The 17,194-nt window shown below is 74.0% G+C and carries 16 protein-coding genes; 7 read left to right on the top strand and 9 right to left on the bottom strand.

What is annotated here, in order from left to right:
* Positions 1 to 270: 270 nt before the first annotated feature.
* The gene (locus tag QOZ86_RS19030) at positions 271 to 1,533 is read left to right on the top strand and encodes an IS110 family RNA-guided transposase (RefSeq protein WP_284493550.1); all 1,263 of its coding nucleotides are present in this window, start codon (positions 271 to 273) and stop codon (positions 1,531 to 1,533) included.
* A gap of 11 nt (positions 1,534 to 1,544) precedes the next feature.
* Here the strand turns inward: QOZ86_RS19030 and QOZ86_RS19035 are convergent, their stop codons facing one another.
* The 3 genes from QOZ86_RS19035 to QOZ86_RS19045 form a co-directional block, all read right to left on the bottom strand.
* Positions 1,545 to 2,951 carry a cystathionine beta-synthase gene (locus tag QOZ86_RS19035; protein ID WP_284493551.1) on the bottom strand — a complete coding sequence of 469 codons (1,407 nt, stop codon included), beginning with the start codon at positions 2,949 to 2,951 and terminating at the stop codon, positions 1,545 to 1,547.
* A gap of 76 nt (positions 2,952 to 3,027) precedes the next feature.
* Entirely contained in the window at positions 3,028 to 4,200 is a 1,173-nt protein-coding gene (locus tag QOZ86_RS19040; protein ID WP_284493552.1) for a zinc-dependent alcohol dehydrogenase, read from the bottom strand.
* A 28-nt stretch (positions 4,201 to 4,228) separates the two neighbouring features.
* A complete protein-coding gene (locus QOZ86_RS19045) occupies positions 4,229 to 5,179 on the bottom strand; it encodes an SRPBCC family protein (RefSeq protein WP_284493553.1) in 951 nt (316 codons plus the stop codon).
* Positions 5,180 to 5,282: 103 nt separating this feature from the next.
* Here QOZ86_RS19045 and QOZ86_RS19050 point away from each other — a divergent pair, with 103 nt between their 5' ends.
* Positions 5,283 to 6,302, top strand: a complete 1,020-nt coding sequence (locus QOZ86_RS19050) for an aldo/keto reductase (protein WP_284493554.1) — start codon at positions 5,283 to 5,285, stop codon at positions 6,300 to 6,302.
* Positions 6,303 to 6,336: 34 nt separating this feature from the next.
* The gene (locus QOZ86_RS19055) at positions 6,337 to 7,677 is read left to right on the top strand and encodes an FGGY family carbohydrate kinase (RefSeq protein ID WP_284493555.1); all 1,341 of its coding nucleotides are present in this window, start codon (positions 6,337 to 6,339) and stop codon (positions 7,675 to 7,677) included.
* Between the two features lie 6 nt (positions 7,678 to 7,683).
* On the opposite strand, the gene hisN is transcribed toward QOZ86_RS19055, so the two are convergent.
* Both hisN and QOZ86_RS19065 read right to left on the bottom strand, forming a co-directional pair.
* Entirely contained in the window at positions 7,684 to 8,466 is a 783-nt protein-coding gene (gene hisN / locus QOZ86_RS19060) for a histidinol-phosphatase (protein ID WP_348637989.1), read from the bottom strand.
* A 52-nt stretch (positions 8,467 to 8,518) separates the two neighbouring features.
* Complete coding sequence (locus tag QOZ86_RS19065; RefSeq protein WP_284493557.1) at positions 8,519 to 8,701, bottom strand: DUF2795 domain-containing protein; 183 nt, start codon at positions 8,699 to 8,701, stop codon at positions 8,519 to 8,521.
* Positions 8,702 to 8,754: 53 nt separating this feature from the next.
* On the opposite strand from QOZ86_RS19065, the gene QOZ86_RS19070 reads away from it, so the two are divergent.
* Both QOZ86_RS19070 and QOZ86_RS19075 read left to right on the top strand, forming a co-directional pair.
* On the top strand, positions 8,755 to 9,291 hold the full coding sequence (locus QOZ86_RS19070) for a DUF2087 domain-containing protein (protein ID WP_284493558.1): 537 nt from the start codon (positions 8,755 to 8,757) through the stop codon (positions 9,289 to 9,291).
* A gap of 88 nt (positions 9,292 to 9,379) precedes the next feature.
* Positions 9,380 to 10,183: a hypothetical protein gene (locus tag QOZ86_RS19075; protein WP_284493559.1), complete on the top strand. Its 804-nt coding sequence runs from the start codon at positions 9,380 to 9,382 to the stop codon at positions 10,181 to 10,183.
* Here QOZ86_RS19075 and rsgA read toward each other — a convergent pair.
* The 3 genes from rsgA to QOZ86_RS19090 all read right to left on the bottom strand — a co-directional run bounded on the left by rsgA (position 10,177) and on the right by QOZ86_RS19090 (position 14,144).
* The gene (gene rsgA, locus QOZ86_RS19080; RefSeq protein WP_284493560.1) at positions 10,177 to 11,169 is read right to left on the bottom strand and encodes a ribosome small subunit-dependent GTPase A; all 993 of its coding nucleotides are present in this window, start codon (positions 11,167 to 11,169) and stop codon (positions 10,177 to 10,179) included. The genes QOZ86_RS19075 and rsgA overlap by 7 nt on opposite strands.
* Positions 11,170 to 11,195: 26 nt before the next feature.
* Positions 11,196 to 12,575: a 3-phosphoshikimate 1-carboxyvinyltransferase gene (gene aroA, locus QOZ86_RS19085; RefSeq protein ID WP_284493561.1), complete on the bottom strand. Its 1,380-nt coding sequence runs from the start codon at positions 12,573 to 12,575 to the stop codon at positions 11,196 to 11,198.
* Positions 12,576 to 12,680: 105 nt separating this feature from the next.
* Positions 12,681 to 14,144, bottom strand: coding sequence for an NAD-dependent succinate-semialdehyde dehydrogenase (locus QOZ86_RS19090; protein ID WP_284493562.1), 1,464 nt, complete (start codon positions 14,142 to 14,144; stop codon positions 12,681 to 12,683).
* Positions 14,145 to 14,281: 137 nt separating this feature from the next.
* On the opposite strand from QOZ86_RS19090, the gene QOZ86_RS19095 reads away from it, so the two are divergent.
* Together QOZ86_RS19095 and QOZ86_RS19100 are read left to right on the top strand one after the other, a co-directional pair.
* Positions 14,282 to 15,028, top strand: a complete 747-nt coding sequence (locus QOZ86_RS19095; RefSeq protein WP_284493563.1) for an SOS response-associated peptidase — start codon at positions 14,282 to 14,284, stop codon at positions 15,026 to 15,028.
* A 1-nt stretch (position 15,029) separates the two neighbouring features.
* Entirely contained in the window at positions 15,030 to 16,577 is a 1,548-nt protein-coding gene (locus QOZ86_RS19100; RefSeq protein WP_284493564.1) for a fused MFS/spermidine synthase, read from the top strand.
* A 113-nt stretch (positions 16,578 to 16,690) separates the two neighbouring features.
* Here the strand turns inward: QOZ86_RS19100 and ybaK are convergent, their stop codons facing one another.
* Positions 16,691 to 17,164 carry a Cys-tRNA(Pro) deacylase gene (ybaK, locus tag QOZ86_RS19105; protein WP_284493565.1) on the bottom strand — a complete coding sequence of 158 codons (474 nt, stop codon included), beginning with the start codon at positions 17,162 to 17,164 and terminating at the stop codon, positions 16,691 to 16,693.
* Positions 17,165 to 17,194: the final 30 nt, after the last annotated feature.

Genomic DNA, 17,194 nt, shown 5'->3' on the forward strand with positions numbered 1-17,194 from the left:
GGCTCACTGGTGCACCATCCTTCCGTCACCGATCTTGGTTGGGTCGGTGATGCGCCCGAGGTGCCGCCTCGTCATCGCCCTGCTCGCTTGACGCTGTTGATGTCCAGCATGAGATCTGCGAGGCGAGGCGGTTGCCCGGGACGTGCCGACCGTCGACAGGGCTGAGCGCCAGCGAGCGCCGATCAGTGAGCGAACCGGCAGCCACGTTCCGGCTCCACCGGCACCACAAGTGGGCGCCTCCCCACTGGGACTAGCAGCGAGGAGGCTGACGTGAAGTCTGCCAGCAACACCCTGCCCGATGAAGCACTCAACGGCGTGACCGGCGGCCTGGACTGGGCGCGTGATGATCACGCGGCCTCGGTGGTCGACGCGCGCGGCCGGGAACTGGTCCGGCACAGTGTCGAGCACAGCGCGGCCGGGCTGCGCGAGTTGATCGACGTCTTCAGCCGCGCGGGCTGCCATGAGGTCGCGATCGAACGCCCCGACGGCCCGGTCGTCGACGCCCTGCTCACCGCCGGGCTGACGGTGGTGGTGATCAGCCCGAACCAGGTGAAGAACCTGCGTTCCCGCTACGGATCGGCCGGCAACAAGGACGACCGGTTCGACGCCTACGTGCTCGCCGACACGCTGCGCACCGACCGGGCCCGACTGCGCCCGCTGACCCCCGACAGGGCCGACACCGTTGCGCTGCGCCGGACCTGTCGGGCCCGCAAGGACCTCATCGCCCACCGGGTCGGGGCCGCCAACCAGCTGCGCGCGCATCTGCGCAACGTCTTCCCCGGCGCTATCGGTCTCTTCGCCGAGATCGACAGCCCGGTCAGCCTGGCGTTCCTGACCCGCTTCGACACCCAGGACAAGGCCGACTGGCTCACTCCCACCCGGCTCGGCACCTGGCTGACCAAGCAGGGCTACCCCGGACGTACCGACCCCGCCGTGCTGCACGCCCGACTGACCGCCGCCCCGCGCGGCGCCACCGGCGCCGAGGCCGACGCCAACGCGGCCATCACCCGCGCTCTGGTCGCCGTCCTGTTCGGCTTGCTCGAGCAGATCAAGGCCCTCACCGCCGAGATCGACGCGCAGCTGGCCCGCCACGCCGATCAGCACATCTTCACTGGCCTGCCCCGCTCGGGACGAGTCCGCGCGGCCCGGATGCTCGCCGAGATCGGTGACTGCCGCGCGCGCTTCCCCAGCCCCGAATCGCTGGCCTGCCTGGCCGGCGCCGCCCCCTCCACCCGCCAGTCCGGCAAGATCCGCGCCGTCGGGTTCCGCTGGGCCTGCGATAAGCAACTGCGCGACGCGGTCTGCGACTTCGCCGCCGACTCCCGGCACGCCAACCCCTGGGCCGCCGACCTCTACAACCGCGCCCGCGCCCGCGGCCACGACCATCCGCACGCCGTGCGCATCCTTGCCCGCGCCTGGCTCTACGTGATCTGGCACTGCTGGCAGGCCGGCGAGGCCTACGACCCGGCCCGCCACCACGCCCTGCAACGCGTCCTCACCAACCAAGACAACATCAACCAAGCAGCGGCTTGACACAGGGCTTCTCACGCCCCGACCGTAGGCGCAGCCGCGGCGGGCCGGTCGGCGATGTGCCCCAGCACGTCCTGCCGGGTGATCACGCCGGCGGGCTTGCCGTCGACGTGCACCAGCAGCGCGCCGGCCGAGCCGAGCTCGGCGACCGCCGCGGTGACCGGCTCACCGGACCCGATGATCGGCAGCGGCGGCGACATGTGCTTCTCCACCCGGTCGGCCAGCATCGCCCGCCCGGCGAAGACGGCGTCCAGCAGCGTCTTCTCGTCGACCGAACCGACGACCTCGCCGGCGGTCACCGGCGGCTCGGCGCGCACCACGGGCAGCTGGCTGACGCCGTACTCGCGGAGGATGTCGATGGCGTCGCGCACGGTCTCGTTGGGATGGGTGTGCACCAGCGGTGGGGTCTCGCCGGACTTGGTGTGCAGCAGTTCGCCCACGGTCGTGCCGGAGGCCGCGCCGAGGAAGCCGTAGTCGGCCATCCAGGCGTCGTTGAAGATCTTGTTCAGGTAGCCACGGCCGCCGTCGGGCAGCAGCACCACGAGGACGTCGTCCTCGGTCAGTCGCTCGGCCACCCGCAGCGCCGCCACCACCGCCATGCCGCAGGACCCGCCGACCAGCAGCCCCTCCTCGCGGGCCAGTCGGCGGGTCATGGCGAAGGAGTCGCCGTCGGAGACCGCGACGATCTCGTCGGCGACCTCCTGGTCGTAGGTGGACGGCCAGAAGTCCTCGCCCACGCCCTCCACCAGGTAGGGGCGTCCGGTGCCGCCGGAGTACACCGATCCCTCGGGGTCGGCACCGATGACCTGCACCCGGCCGCCGGAGGCCTCCTTGAGGTACCGGCCGACGCCGCTGATCGTGCCGCCCGTGCCGGCGCCGGTGACGAAGTGCGTGACCCGGCCCTCGGTCTGCGCCCAGATCTCCGGCCCGGTGGTCTCGTAGTGCGAACGCGGGTTGTTGGGGTTGGAGTACTGGTCGGGCTTCCAGGCCCCCGGCGTCTCGCGGGTGAGCCGGTCGGACACCGAGTAGTACGAGCGCGGGTCGACCGGATCGACGGCGGTCGGGCAGACGACCACCTCGGCGCCGTAGGCCTTGAGCACGTTGACCTTCTCCTGTCCCACCTTGTCGGGGCAGACGAAGATGCATCGGTAGCCACGCTGCTGGGCGACCAGTGCCAGCCCGATGCCGGTGTTGCCGCTGGTCGGCTCGACGATGGTGCCGCCCGGCTGCAGCTCACCGCTGGCCTCCGCGGCGTCGACCATGCGGACGGCGATCCGGTCCTTCACCGAACCGCCGGGGTTGAGGTACTCGACCTTCGCCAGGACCAGGGGCGCGTCGGGGCGCAGGTCGCGGGTGACCGACGACAACTTGACCAGCGGGGTGTTCCCCACCAGGTCGACGACGGACTCGGCGTACTGCACGGTGGCGTCCTCCTCGGACCCGGGGCCGGCCTCGTGGCCGGCGCCCGGTTGCTGCTCATCCCATCAGACCTGCGGATCAGGGCTTGAGGACGACCTTGTTGCACTCGTCCTTCTTGTCGCGGAACATCCGGTAGCCATCCGCCGCCTCGGCCAGCGGCAGGGTGTGCGAGACGACGAAGGACGGGTCGATGTCGCCGTTGCGGATCCGCTCGTACAGCGGCTTCGTGTACCGCTGCACGTGGCACTGGCCGGTCTTCACGGTCAGCGACCGGTTCATCAGCGAGCCGATCGGGAACTTGTCCATCAGCCCGCCGTAGACGCCGACGATCGAGACGGTGCCGCCGTTCTTGACCGCCAGGATGGCCTCGCGCAGGGCGTGCGGCCGCTCGGTCTCCATCATCGTGGCCTGCTTGGCACGGTCGTAGGCGTGCACGGCCGCCGTCGGGTGGTGGGCCTCCATGCCGACGCAGTCGATCGCGGCGTCCGGACCGCGCCCGGCGGTGATCTCCTGCAGCGCGTCGAGGACGTCGACCTCCTCGTAGTTCAGGACGTCGGTGGCGCCGGCCTCCCGGGCCTTGGCCAGCCGGTAGTCGAACCGGTCGATGGCGATGACCCGTTCGGCGCCGAGCATCCTCGCGCTGGCGACGGCGAACTGGCCGACCGGACCGGCTCCCCAGACGGCGACGACGTCACCGGGGGAGATGTCGCAGACCTCGGCCCCCATGTAGCCGGTCGGGAAGATGTCGGAGAGGAAGAGCACCTGCTCGTCGGTCAGGTCGGCGTCCACCTTGATCGGACCGACGTCCGCGAACGGGACGCGGGCGTACTCGGCCTGACCGCCGGGGTAGCCGCCCATCATGTGCGAGTAACCGAAGATGCCGCAGGGCGCGTGGCCCATCAGCTTCTCCGGGATCCGGGCGTTCGGGTTGGAGTTCTCGCAGACGGAGAACAGCCCCTTCTCGCAGGCCACGCAGTTGCCGCAGGCGATCGGGAACGGGACGACGACCCGGTCACCGACCTTCAGGTTGCCGACGCCCTTGCCGAGCTCCACCACCTCGCCCATGAACTCGTGGCCGACGATGTCGCCCTTGCGCATGGTCGGGATGAAGCCGTCGTACAGGTGCAGGTCCGATCCGCAGATCGCGGTGGAACTGATCTTCACGATCGCGTCGCGGTCGTTGAGGATCTGCGGGTCCGGGACCTCGTTGACCTCGATGTGGTTCTTGCCCATCCACTGGGTGGCGCGCACGGGGTAGTCCTTCCGGAAGGCGGGGGGGTCAGGAACGCGGTGCCGCGGGGCGCTGGGCGACCAGCCGCCGGGCCTGCGGGCCGTGCGGGCTGCCCTCGGAGCGCACCACCTGCCCGGTCTCCAGCACCTGCTTGAAGCGAGTCAGGTCGTCGCGCACCTGCTGCTCGGGCGACTCCCCGAACAGCCCGGCGACGACCTTGCCGAGCCGGCCACCTGGCTGGGCGTAGGCCAGCCGCACCCGCACCTCGGTGCCCCGCCCGCCGGGGGCCGGGCGGAACTCCACCGAGCCGGCGTTCTCGATGTCGGCACCGGGCAGCGAGCGCCAGCGGACGAGCTCGCCGGGGGAGTCCTCGACCACCTCGGCGTCCCACTCCACCGAGAGCTTCCCCGGCGCCTCGGCGACCCAGTGCGAGCGCGCGCCGCCGTCGAGCGTGCGGACCTCGCGCACGTGCGCCATGAACTCCGGCAGGCGGGAGAAGTCGCGCCAGTACCGGTAGACCTCCTCCGGCGCCTTGTTCACCGTGGTGGCCGCGGAGACGTCGATCGCGCCCTTCCACGGGGCGGAGCCGGGGAGCAGCTCCCGGGCGGCGCTCCGGCTGCCCGAGCGGCGCGAGCGCGCCGCCGTGAGCAGGTCGAGGGCGGCCAGTCCGGCGACGGCGACGGTGGCGTTGCGCAGCCGCCGGCCGCGGTCGCCGCTCCGGTGCGACAGCGCGATCCCCATCGCGGTGAGGTCCATGGCGTCGCCGGCGCCCCGCGTCCAGGCCCAGCCGGCTCGGCCGGCCAGCAGGGGCAGGCCGTGCAGCAGCTCGCGGGCACCGACCAGGGGGATCACCGACAGGGCGGTGGCCGAGTCGTCCACACCGGACACCCGGGCCACGCCCTTCGGGTCGCGCAGCATGGCCACGCCGAGTCCGGTGCTTGCCAGACCCAGGACGCGGGCGGTGCGGCGCAGGCCTGGGCGGCTGCGGCTGGAGCTCATGGGGGTCCTCCGGTTCGATCGGTGTCTCCGGCCGCCTACCCGCGGGCCGGAGGGGGAAACGGCCGGTGGCGACCTCGGCGGTGGGCGGACGAGGATGCGACCCATGCCTGCCTCCCTCCCTCCCGTCGGTTCCCGCACGCTCGGCCGGACCGGACTCGCGGTGTCCGCGCTCGGTCTGGGCTGCATGGGGATGAGCCAGATGTACGGCCCCGCCGACCGCACCGAGGCGATCGCGACCGTGCGCCGGGCGCTCGATCTCGGCGTCACCTTCCTGGACACCTCCGACGTCTACGGCAGCGGTCACAACGAGGAGCTCGTCGGCGAGGCGATCGCCGGCCGCCGGGACGAGGTGCAGCTGGCCACCAAGTTCTCCCTCACCCGCACCGCAGGAGGAGGCATGACGATCGACGGGCGGCCGGAGAACGTGCGCGCCTGCGCCGAGGCGAGCCTGCGCCGGCTGGACGTCGACGTCATCGACCTGTACTACCAGCACCGGGTCGATCCCCGGGTCCCGATCGAGGACACGGTGGGTGCCATGGCCGAGCTCGTGCAGCAGGGGAAGGTGCGCCACCTCGGGCTCTCCGAAGCGAGCGCCGCCTCGATCCGCCGTGCGGTGGCCGTGCACCCGATCGCCGCTCTGCAGAGCGAGTGGTCGCTGTGGACCCGTGACCTCGAGGAGGAGGTTCTGGGCGTCGCCCGGGAGCACGGGATCGGCATCGTGCCGTTCAGCCCGCTGGGTCGCGGCTTCCTCACCGGGGCGATCAGCAGCCCGGCGGACTTCGGCGACGACGACTGGCGCCGCAACCATCCGCGGTTCACCGGCGAGGCCTTCGCGGCCAACCTGCGGCTGGTGGACGACGTCCGCGCCCTGGCGAGGGAGAAGGGCGTGACAGCCGGCCAGCTGGCGCTGGCGTGGGTGCTGGCGCAGGGCGACGACGTCGTCCCGATCCCCGGTACCAAGCGGCGGACCTATCTGGAGGAGAACGTCGGCGCGGTGGGCGTGGAGCTCTCCGCCGACGACCTCGCCCGCCTGGAGGCCATCGCCCCACCGGGGGCCGCGACGGGAGGTCGCTACGTGGACGCCGGCTACGCCTACGGCGACAGCCCGGAGTGGGCCGGGTGAAGGCAGCCGCGCCCGGGTCGGTGCGGGCCGGTCGGTGACCGGGCTGTTCCTCGGGGCGGACCTGGGCACCAGCGGCCTGAAGGTCGTCGCGCTGGACCCGGACGGCGGCCTGGTCGCCGAGGCGGAGGCCGGATACGCGATCGACCGGCCGGCACCGGGTCACGCCGAGATCGACGTCCGGGTGTGGCGACGGGCGCTGGACGGGGCGCTGACCGAGCTCGCCGTGGCGCTGCCGCGGGCCCCGGTGCGGTCGCTCGGGTTCTCGGGCCAGATGCACGGCGCCGTGCTCGTCGGCGACGACGGCCGGGCGCTGCGTCCGGCACTGCTGTGGCCGGACTCCCGGGCCGCCGCCGAGCTGGACCGCTGGCGCGCCCTGGGCGCGGCGCACCGCGCCGCGCTGGCCAATCCGCTGGTGCCGGGGATGACCGGGCCGCTGCTGGCCTGGCTGGCCCGGCACGAGCCGGCCACCGTCGAGCGGGCCGCGGCGGTGCTGCTGCCCAAGGACGCACTGCGCGCCGCCCTGGTTCCGGGCAGCGCAGCGGTGACCGATCGCAGCGACGCGTCGGCGACGCTGCTGTGGGACGTGCCCGCCGACGACTGGTCGGCGGCGGCGGTCGCCGCGGCCGGGGTTGCGCCACGGCTGCTGCCTGCGGTCCGGCCGGGCAGTGCGGTGGTCGGGACGGCGCGGTTGCCCGTGGGTGAGGTGCCGGTCGTGGTGGGGGCAGCGGACACGCCCCTGGCCCTGCTGGGCGCCGGTTCGACGGCCGGCCTGCAGGTGAACCTCGGCACCGGCGCCCAGGTGCTGCGCCCGCGGTGGGCGCCGCGCGCGGTCGCCGACCCGGTGGTGCACGGCTACGCCGACGCCGACGGCGGCTGGTACGCGATGGCGGCGCTGCAGAACGGCGGCTCGGCGTGGGCCTGGGTGTGCGATGTCCTCGGTCTGCCCTGGAGGGAGCTGTTCGACGCGGCGGCGTCGGTGCCCGACGCCGGGGGAGCGGTCTTCCGGCCGTTCCTCACCGGGGAGCGCGGCGGCGTGGCCGCGCCGGAGCAGCGAGCCGGCTGGGACGGGTTGCACCCGGGTACGACCCGGGCCCACCTCGCGCGGGCCGCCGTGGAGGGCGTCGTGCGAGCCGTAGGCGCTGCGGCGGCGCTGCTCGAGCCACCGGACGAGGACGCCCCGGTGGTGCTGACCGGCGGCGGGGTGCGAGCCCCTCTCGTCCAGCAGCTGCTCGCAGACGTTCTCCTGCGCCCGGTCCGGGCCGTGCGCCTGCGCAGCGCCTCGGCCGTAGGCGCGGCGCAGCTGGGCGCCCGCGGCGCCGGCGTCGACGTCGTCCCCCGGCGCGCGGCGGGACCGGTGGTGGACCCGCGCGGGTGACGCCGGTCAGGCAGGGGTCGGCCGGCCCGGCGTCCGCAGCCGCTCCAGGGCGGCATCGTGCAGTCTGCCGTTGCTGGCCAGCGCACTCCCGCCGGCCGGACCGGGCGCGCCGGTGACGTCGGTGAACCGGCCACCGGCCTCCCGGACGATCACGTCCAGGGCCGCGAGGTCCCAGAGCGACACCTCCGGCTCGCACGCGATGTCGACCGCGCCCTCGGCGAGCAGCACGTAGCTCCAGAAATCGCCGTAGGCGCGGGTGCGCCACACCGAGCGGGTCAGGTCGAGGAACCCGTCGAGCCCGCCGCGCTCCTCCCAGCCGGACAGGCTGGAGTAGCTGAGGCTGGCGTCCTCGAGGCGCGCGACCTCCGAGACGCGGCAGCGGGTGGCCGACTCCAGCCGGCGCCCGGTCCAGGCGCCGACGTCCTTGGCCGCCCACCAGCGGCGGTTGAGGGCCGGCGCGGAGACGAGTCCGACCACCGGCTCGTCGCCGTCGAACAGTGCGATCAGCGTGGCCCACACCGGGACACCCCGCACGAAGTTCTTCGTGCCGTCGATCGGATCGAGCACCCAGCGGCGGGATCCGTGGCCGGTGGTGCCGAACTCCTCGCCCAGCACCGCGTCGCGCGTGCGGGCCCGGCCGAGGGTGATCCGCAGCTGCTCCTCGACCGCCCGGTCGGCATCGGTGACCGGCGTCAGGTCGGGCTTGGTCTCGACCGTGAGGTCCTGGGCCTTGAAGCGGTCCAGGCTGATCGAGTCGGCCTGGTCGGCCAGCACGTGTGCCAGCCGCATGTCCTCTGAGTAGCCCCGACCCGACGTCATGGGCACCGAACCTAGCGGGCGGTCAGTCGAAGACGGCGGAACTGACCCCGCTCGGCCCCTCGTACTCCCGGTCCTCGATCTTCTTCAGCGCCTCGACGACCTCGTCGCCGCCGCCGTTCTGCTCGGCGTGCCGCACGAGGTCGTCCTTGCTCGCGGGGTAGTCGACGCCGGACAGGGCCTTCTGGATGTCGATGGGGCTCACCATGCCCGGGTCCCTACCCCGCCACCTCCTGCTGATGCACCGATACCGTCGGGTGCGTGGACGCAGCGACGATCGTGGGGCTGCTCGCCGACCCGGTGCGGCTCAAGGTGGTCGCCGCCCTCGCGCTCGGCGCCGGCACCATCGAGCAGGTCGCCGAAGCCTCCGGCCTGTCGCTCAAGGAGGTCGCGCTGGCCGCCCGCCGGCTCGCCCGCGCCGGTCTGGTGCACCGTGACGGGCACGACCTCGTGCTGCACACCGAGCGGTTCGGGGCGGCTGCCCGCTCCGCCGCGGCGGCCGCCCCGCCGCCGGAGCCGCTGTCGGACGACCCGGCGGCCGACGCGGTCCTGTCGGCGTTCGTCCGGGACGGCCGGCTGGTGTCGATCCCGTCGCAGCGCAGCAAGCGGCTGGTGGTCCTCGACCACCTGGTGCGGGTGTTCGAGCCCGGCGTCCGGTACCCGGAGCGGGAGGTCAACGCGCTGCTGGCCGTCTGGCACCCCGACGTCGCCGCGCTCCGCCGCTACCTGGTCGACGAGGCCATGCTCAGCCGGGACGCAGGCGTGTACTGGCGCAGCGGCGGCTACGTCGAGGTCTAGGGCGGTCGGCATCCCCGTCGTCGAGTCGACGAGCGGTCATGTCGACAAGTCGTTCGCCTGCGCCGTGGGCCGGCGGCACACTGCTCGGGTGCTCACCCCGTCGCCCGACGCCTTCGCCGCGCTGGCCCGCTCGTCGCCGTGGCGCTGGTCGACGCTGCGGTTCACCGTCCGCTTCCGCGGCGAGTACGCGGGCCCGCCGGTGCGCGCCTGGCTGCGCCGGCCGGACCTGCTGCGCGTGGAGACGGTCGAGGGCGAGCTGCGCCAGGTCGTCCGGGAGCAGCCACCCCGGGTCGCCGTCCTGACCTCGGACGGCGGCCGGGTGGCGGTGCCGTCCTGGGCGCGCAGCGGGCCGCCACCGCGGCTGCGGCCGGACGAGTTGGTGGCCGAGCGTCCGGACCGCCACTTCGCCGATCGCACCTACGACGACCCCATGTACGAGAACTACCGCTGGGTGGCGATGCTGGACCCGGTCGAGCTGGCCGACGGTTTCGACCTGGAGACGGGCGAGCCGGCAGGCCCGCCGTTGGCCATCGACGCGGTCGCCGAGGTCGAGCACGGCGGGCGGCCGGCATGGCAGGCCGTCGCCCGGACGACGCCGTCCTACGAGCCGCACTGCGGCTGCTGCCCCCTGCTCCGGGATCGTGAGGTCGACACGGCCGAGTGGGGGGCGGAGAAGTTCGCCGGCGCCGGCTATCCGACCGGGCACCTCGTCCGGCTGGATGTCGCGACCGGCGTGTGCGTGCGGACCGAGGAGCTCGGCGGGACGTTCGCCGGTGACGGGCACGACCTGCGGATCGAGGCGGTCGACGAACCGATGGCCGACGACCTGTTCGTCGAGCCCCGCCGGGAGCCTTTCCGCCGCCGCGGCTGGAGCCCGTACCCGTGTCAGTAGCCGGGGCCGACCTGGCCCACCGCGCCCAGGAGCACCCGCAGGGCCCGGATCTGGTCCTGCCGTCGGTCCGGCCCCGCGGCCGCCCAGGCGTCCAGCGCGCAGTCGGGGTCCTCGGCGGTGTGCCCGCAGCCCGGCGGGCAGTCGGTCGCCGCCTCCGCGATGTCCTCGAAGGCGGAGAGGACGTCGCCGGCGGTGACGTGGGCCAACCCGAAGGACCGGATGCCGGGTGTGTCGATGACCATCCCGCCGTCGGGCAGGTCGAACAGCACGGCCGAGGACGACGTGTGCCGGCCCTTGCCGATCTTGCTGACGTCGCCGGTGGCCCGCAGCGCCTCGGGGACCAGTCGGTTGACCAGCGTGGACTTGCCGACGCCGGACTGCCCGACGAAGACGCTCATCCGGTCGCGCAGCCGCCCGGTCAGGTCGTCCAGCGGCAGCTCCCGGGACATCGGGACGGCGTCGAGGCTGAGCCCGGCGTACCGGTCGAGCAGCGGCTGCGCCGAGGCCAGGTCGGTCTTGGTGAGGCACAGCAGCGGCTCGAGCCCGCCGGCGTATGCGGCGACCAGGCAGCGGTCGAGGAAGCCCAGCGCGGGGTCGGGATCGGTGACGGCGGTGACGATGACCAGCAGGTCGGCGTTGGCGACGACGACGCGCTCGGTGGGATCGGTGTCGTCGGCGGTGCGGCGCAGCGAGGTGGTGCGCTCCTCGATGACGACGATGCGCGCCAGGCTGTCGGTGCGCCCGCTGGTGTCGCCGACCAGCCGGACCCGGTCGCCCACCACCACGCCGTGCCGGCCCAGCTCCCGGGCCCGCATGGCGGTGACCTCGACCTGCCCGCCGTCGGGCCCCTCGACCCGAACCGTCATCCGGCCCCGGTCCACGGCCACGACCAGGCCGGGGACGGCGTCGGCGTGCGTGGGGCGGGTGCGCGTGCGGGGCCGCGAGCCGCGCCGGCTCGGCCGGACGCGGACGTCGTCCTCGTCCATCCGCCGGGCGCCGCGCTGGTTGCCGCTCAGCGGGGGACCCCACCCGGCTCGACTCCGCCCTCGTTCCGCTCCTCGGTCGCCGGCGCTCCCGGCGATGCTCGCTCGGGCGTCGTTCTCGTGTCGCCCGGCTCGCTCAGCATCCCGGCCCACCGCTCGCGGAAGTCGGGGAGGGTCTTGGTCACCGCGCCGGGATCGGCCACCTGGACGCCGTCGATCGCCAGGCCCAGGACAGCGGCGGCCATGACCATCCGGTGGTCGGCGTAGGAGTCCAGCCGGGTGGGCCGCCGTGGGCCGGGCTCGATCTCCAGGCCGTCGGGGAGCTGCCGGACCCGTGCCCCGACGGCGGTCAGCACCTCGTCGAGGGCCTGCAGCCGGTCGGTCTCGTGCCCGCGCAGATGGGCGATGCCGGTCAGCCGCGACGGACCGTCGGCCAGCGCGCACAGCGCCGCCAGCACCGGGGTCAGCTCGCCCACCTCTCCGAGGTCGGCGACCAGGGGAGCGACCGTGCCCGTCCCGGCGACCCGCAGCCCGCCGTCGGCGGTGCGGGTGACCTCGGCGCCCATCTGCGACAGCAGCCGGTCCAGCTGGGCGCCGGGCTGGGTGGTCCGCTCCGGCCAGTCGCGCACCGTCGCCTGCCCGCCGGTGACGAGCGCGGCAGCGAGGAACGGGGCGGCGTTGGAGAGATCGGGCTCGATGACCCGGTCGAGGGCGGCGATCGGCCCGGGGGCCACCCGCCAGCCGCGGTCGGTGGGAGAGACGTCGACGCCGTGCTCGCGCAGCGTCGTCACGGTCATGTCCACGTGCGGCATCGACGGCACCCCGCCGGTCAGGGCGAGGTCGACGCCCCTGTCGAAGCGGGCGGCGGCCAGCAGCAGCCCGGACACGATCTGGGAGGACTCGCTCGCATCCACCGTCACCGCTCCGCCGCGCAGGCGGCCGGTGCCGTGCACGGTGAACGGCGCCCGGCCGCGGCCGCCGTCGTCCACCTCGACGCCCAGGGCGCGCAGGGCGGCGATCAGCCCGGCGTTGGGACGCTCGCGCAGCCGTGGATCGCCGTCGACGGTCACCGCGCCGTCGGCGAGCGCTGCCACCGGTGGCAGGAACCGCAGGACGGTCCCGGCCAGTCCGGCGTCGACCGTCACCGGACCGCGCAGCGGCCCGGGCGTGACCAGCCAGTCCGGGTGGGTGGGTGACGGGCCGTCGTCGTCGACCCGTACCCCCAGAGCGCGCAGCGCACCGGCCATGAGGTCGGTGTCCCGTGCCCGGAGCGGGCGGACGAGCCGGCTCGGCCCGTCCGCCAGCGCCGCGAGCACCAGGGCCCGGGCGGTCAGCGACTTGGACCCGGGCAGGGTGACGACGGCGTCGACGGGAGCCGGGTGGTGCGGCGCGGACCAGACGTCACTCACGTACTCAGTCTGCCCGGTCGCGCACCGCACCGTACGGCCCCGTCCCGCGGCCCCCTGCAGGGTCCCGCCGCGAGCATGCGAGTGGCGGGGGCAGGGAGTCCTTCTTCAGCCCGCGTGCGGCTTCTCGGCCTTCTTCACCGGGACGGTCCGCACGAGCCGCCGGTTGGCGAACTCGAACATGGCCAGCTCGGAGAGCTCCCGGCCGTAGCCGGAGCGCTTCACGCCGCCGAAGGGCAGCTCCGGGGAGGAGCCGGTGGGCTGGTTGATCCAGACCATGCCGGCCTCGAGCCGGTCGGCCACCGACCGCGCGCGGTCGAGGTCGCCGCTCATCACGGTGGCCCCCAGGCCGTAGACGCTGGAGTTGGCCAGCGCGACCGCCTCGTCGGCGTCCTTGACCTTGTAGACGACGGCCGCGGGGCCGAACAGCTCCTCGTGGTAGGCCCGCATCTCCGGGGTGACGTCGGTGAGGATCGTCGCCTCCACGAAGGCGCCGGGGTGCTCCGGGCGCCTGCCCCCGGCGATCACGGTGGCGCCCTTGTCGATGGCGTCCTGGATCTGCGCGTGCAGGTCCTGGGCCGCCCGCTCGCTGGACAGCGGGGCCAGCGAGGTCGACGGCTCGGCCGGGTCGCCAGGAACGAAGGTCGAGAACGCCTGCTTGAGACCCTCGACGAACGGCTCGTAGAGGTCCTCGGTGACGATCAGCCGCTTGGAGGCGGTGCACGCCTGGCCCGTGTTCTGCATCCGGCCCATCGTCGCGGCCTTGACCGTGGCGCCGAGGTCGTCGGCGTCGAGCACGATGAACGGGTCGCTCCCGCCCAGCTCGAGCACCGACTTCTTCAGGTGCTTGCCGGCCAGGGCGGCCACGGCGCTGCCGGCCCGGTCGCTGCCGGTGAGCGTGACGCCCTGGATGCGCGGGTCGGCGATGACCTGCTCGACGTCGGCGATGCGCAGGAAGGTGTTGGTGAGGACACCCGCCGGGGCGCCGGCGTCGGTGAAGAGCTGCTCGATGGCCACCGCGCACTGCGGGGTTATCTCGGAGTGCTTCAGGATGACCGTATTGCCCAGCACCAGGTTCGGGCCGGCCACGCGGACCACCTGGTAGAAGGGGTAGTTCCACGGCTCGATGGCCAGCAGGACGCCGACCGGCTGGGTCTCGACGACCGCCTCGCCCTTGCCCATCATCGGCGTGATGGACGTGGGCTCGAGGAAGCCGGGGCCGTTGTCGGCGTAGTACTTCAGGATCATGGAACACAGGTAGAGCTCGCCGGTGGCTTCCTCCCGGCGCTTGCCCATCTCGAGGGTGATGAGGGCGGCGAGATCGTCACGGCGCTCGTCCATGAGCTCGGCGGCCCGCCGGACGACGGCGGCACGCTCCTCGATCGGGCGGTCACGCCATTCCTGGTAGGCGGCGTGCGCCCGCTCGACGATGCCGTCGATCTCCGAGGTCTCGGTGAAGGGAAACTCCTTCTCCGTCTCCCCGGTGAAGGGGTTGACCGTCGCGTAGCGGCGCTCGGCGCTGTCGCTGGCGGTCTTCGGGTGCTCGGTCGGTGGATTCTGCGTAGCGGTCACGCGGTGATCCTCGTCTCTCGGCGGTCGTTGCGACAGGGGGGCTACCCCGGGCGCCCGGTCGCACGCACCCTCCACCCGGTGTCGGCGGGCGCGCCTAGAGTGCCAACGGTCAGTCCGTGCCCGTCGAGGAGGCGCCCATGTGCGGTCGCTATGCGGCCAGCCGCAAGCCCGAGGACCTCGCGGTCGAGTTCGAGGCGGTGCCGGCGGAGGGGCAGCGCCCGCTGGCGGCGGACTACAACGTGGCGCCCACGAAGGACGTCCACGTGGTACGCCAGGCCAAGGAGCGGGACGCCGAAGGCCGGCCGACCGGCGGCGCGCACCGGGAGCTGCGCGCGGTCCGGTGGGGCCTGGTGCCGTCGTGGGCCAAGGATCCCTCGGTCGGCAACCGGATGCTCAACGCGCGGGTGGAGTCGCTCACGGAGAAGCCCGCCTTCCGGAAGGCGGCAGCCTCACGGCGCTGCCTGGTGCCCGCCGACGGCTGGTACGAGTGGGCCGAGCGGCTGGACTCCCCGGCCAAGCAGCCGTACTTCATCACGCCCGAGGACGGGTCGCTGCTGGCCTTCGCGGGCCTGTGGGAGGTGTGGGGGCAGGGTGAGGATCGGCTCTACACCTGCACGGTGGTCACCGCGCCGGCGACCGGCGCCCTGACCGAGATCCACGCGCGGATGCCCCTGGTGCTGCCTCCCGATCGCTGGGCCGACTGGCTGGACCCGGCCCGGGAGGACGTCGCGGAGCTGGCGCTGCCGACGCCCCCGGAGTTCGTGGCCGGCCTCGAGCTCCGCCCGGTGGGTGCGGGCGTGAACAACGTCCGCAACAACGGCCCCCAGCTGCTGGCCCGGGCCGACTCGGTCGCCGCCCCGGCTCGTCAGGATGCGCTGTTCTGACGTGGCCACCGATCGAGACGTCGCGGCGCCGGTCACCGACGGGCCTACGCCCGCCCCACCCCCCGGCGGGGCGCTGCCTCCGTGGATGGCGGCCGGGCTGACCTTCCTCAGCTCGGGTGCCGTCCTGGTCCTGGAGATCGTCGGTCTGCGCCTGATCGCGCCCTACGTGGGCGTCACCGTGCAGACCAGCACCGCCGTCATCGGTTTCGCCCTCGCGGCGATCGCTGCCGGTGCCTGGCTCGGGGGCGCGACGGCCGACCGCACCGACCCGCGCCGCCTGCTGGCGCCGCTGCTGGTCGCCGGAGGTGCGCTCGTCGTCGCGGTGCTGCCGCTGGTCCGGTTCACCGGCGCACTCCTCAGCGGGGCCGATGCCGGGGGAGTGCTGCTGCTTGCCGCGGTCGCGGTCGTCGTCCCGGCAGCCCTGCTGTCGGCGGTACCGCCGATGGTCGTCAAGCTGCAGCTGGCCAGCCTGTCCGAGACCGGCGCGGTGGTCGGGCGGCTGTCAGGCATCGGCACCCTCGGCGGAATCGCCGCGACGTTCGCTACTGGCTTCGTGCTGGTGGCGGTGCTGCCCAGCAGCGTCATCCTCGTCGCGACCGGGGCGGTCACCGTGGTCACCGGGCTGGCCGTGGGTCTGGTCCTGCGGCGCGGCACCGGCGCCCGCCCCGTGCCGACCGGGCTGCTGGTGCTGGCGGTGGTCGGCGGCGGACTGGCCGCCGTCGCGCCCACGCCGTGCGAGGAGGAGACCGCCTACCACTGCGCACGCGTGGTGGCCGATCCCGACCGGCCGTCCGGCCGGGTGCTGATGCTGGACACCCTTCGGCACTCCTACGTCGACCTCGCCGACCCGACGCACCTGGAGTTCCAGTACGTGCGGGCCATCGCCGCGGTCACCGACGCGGTGTTCCCGGCGGGCGAACCGGTTTCCGCGCTCCACATCGGCGGCGGTGGGCTGACCCTGCCGCGGCACCTGGCCGAGGTGCGTCCGGGGACGGAGAGCCTGGTGGTGGAGGTCGACCCGGGCGTCGTCGCCATGGACCGGGAGCAGCTGGGGCTGGAGACGTCCGAGGAGCTGCGGGTGCGGGTCGCCGACGGCCGGGTCGGGCTGGCCGAGGAGCCGGCCGGCGAGCGGGACCTCGTCGTAGGCGACGCCTTCGGCGGGCTGTCGGTGCCGTGGCAGCTGACCACCCGCGAGGCCCTCGAGCTGGTGGACCGGGCGCTGGCCGACGACGGCGTGTACGCGGTGAACCTCATCGACCACCCGCCGCTGTCGTTCGTCCGCGCGGAGCTGGCCACGCTGCGGGCGGTCTTCGACGACGTCCTGCTGCTCGCCCGTGCGCCCGTGCTGGCGGGGGAGGACGGCGGCAACCTGGTCGCCGTCGCCTCGCAGCGGCCGCTCCCGGCCGAGGAGATCGCGGCGGCGCTGGCCGAGCGGGACCTCGCCTGGCAGGTGGCCGGCGGCGAGACGCTGGACCGGTTCGTCGGCGGCGCCGCCGTGCTCACCGACGACTTCGCGCCGGTCGACCAGCTGCTCAACCCCTACGGCTGACCGCTGGGGGCGGGTGCCCGCCCCTCGCCGGCGGGGGGCGGGCCCCCGGCCGGTCGTCGAGCCGCACCAGGACCCGGCCCGACGCCGGACGGTGCGGGCCGAGCCGGTACTCCTCAGCGGCCGATCGGCGCGGTACGGGCGCGGGTCAGCCGGACCAGTTCTGCCGGCGGCAGCTCCACCTGCAGCCCGCGCCGGCCGGCGCTGACCATGACGGTGCCGAACTCCAGCGCCGAGGAGTCGACGACGGTGGGCAGCGCCTTCCGCTGGCCCAGCGGGCTGATGCCGCCGAGCACGTAGCCGGTGGCCCGCTCGGCGTCTGCCGGGTCGGCCATCACCGCCTTCCGGCCGCCGGCCGCGGCGGCCAGTGCCTTGAGGTCGAGCGTGCCGCTGACCGGTACGACCGCGACGGTGAGGACACCGTCGACCCGGGTCACCAGCGTCTTGAAGACCTGGCGGGGGTCGGCTCCCAGCGCAGCCACGGCCGCCTCGCCGTGCCCTTGGTCCGCCGGGTGTTCAGGGTCGTACGGGTGCAGCGCGTGCGCCACCCCCGCCCGTTCGAGGGCCCGCACCGCCGGGGTCGCCGCCACGGCGCCGGAGCCTAGCGAGGTGGCCCCGGG

This window comes from Blastococcus capsensis, from assembly GCF_030165005.1.
GTDB classification, from domain to species: Bacteria; Actinomycetota; Actinomycetes; order Mycobacteriales; family Geodermatophilaceae; genus Blastococcus; species Blastococcus capsensis.

Coding starts and splice junctions, on each gene's coding strand:
- hisN (WP_348637989.1), bottom strand. CDS start 8,466: ATGCGGCTGGCACACGTGCTGGCCGACCAGGCCGACTCGATCAGCCTG.
- QOZ86_RS19045 (WP_284493553.1), bottom strand. CDS start 5,179: ATGAGCTCCAGCCGCAGCCGCCCAGGCCTGCGCCGCACCGCCCGCGTC.
- QOZ86_RS19095 (WP_284493563.1), top strand. CDS start 14,282: ATGTGCGGTCGCTATGCGGCCAGCCGCAAGCCCGAGGACCTCGCGGTC.
- QOZ86_RS19065 (WP_284493557.1), bottom strand. CDS start 8,701: ATGGTGAGCCCCATCGACATCCAGAAGGCCCTGTCCGGCGTCGACTAC.
- rsgA (WP_284493560.1), bottom strand. CDS start 11,169: ATGGACGAGGACGACGTCCGCGTCCGGCCGAGCCGGCGCGGCTCGCGG.
- QOZ86_RS19050 (WP_284493554.1), top strand. CDS start 5,283: ATGCCTGCCTCCCTCCCTCCCGTCGGTTCCCGCACGCTCGGCCGGACC.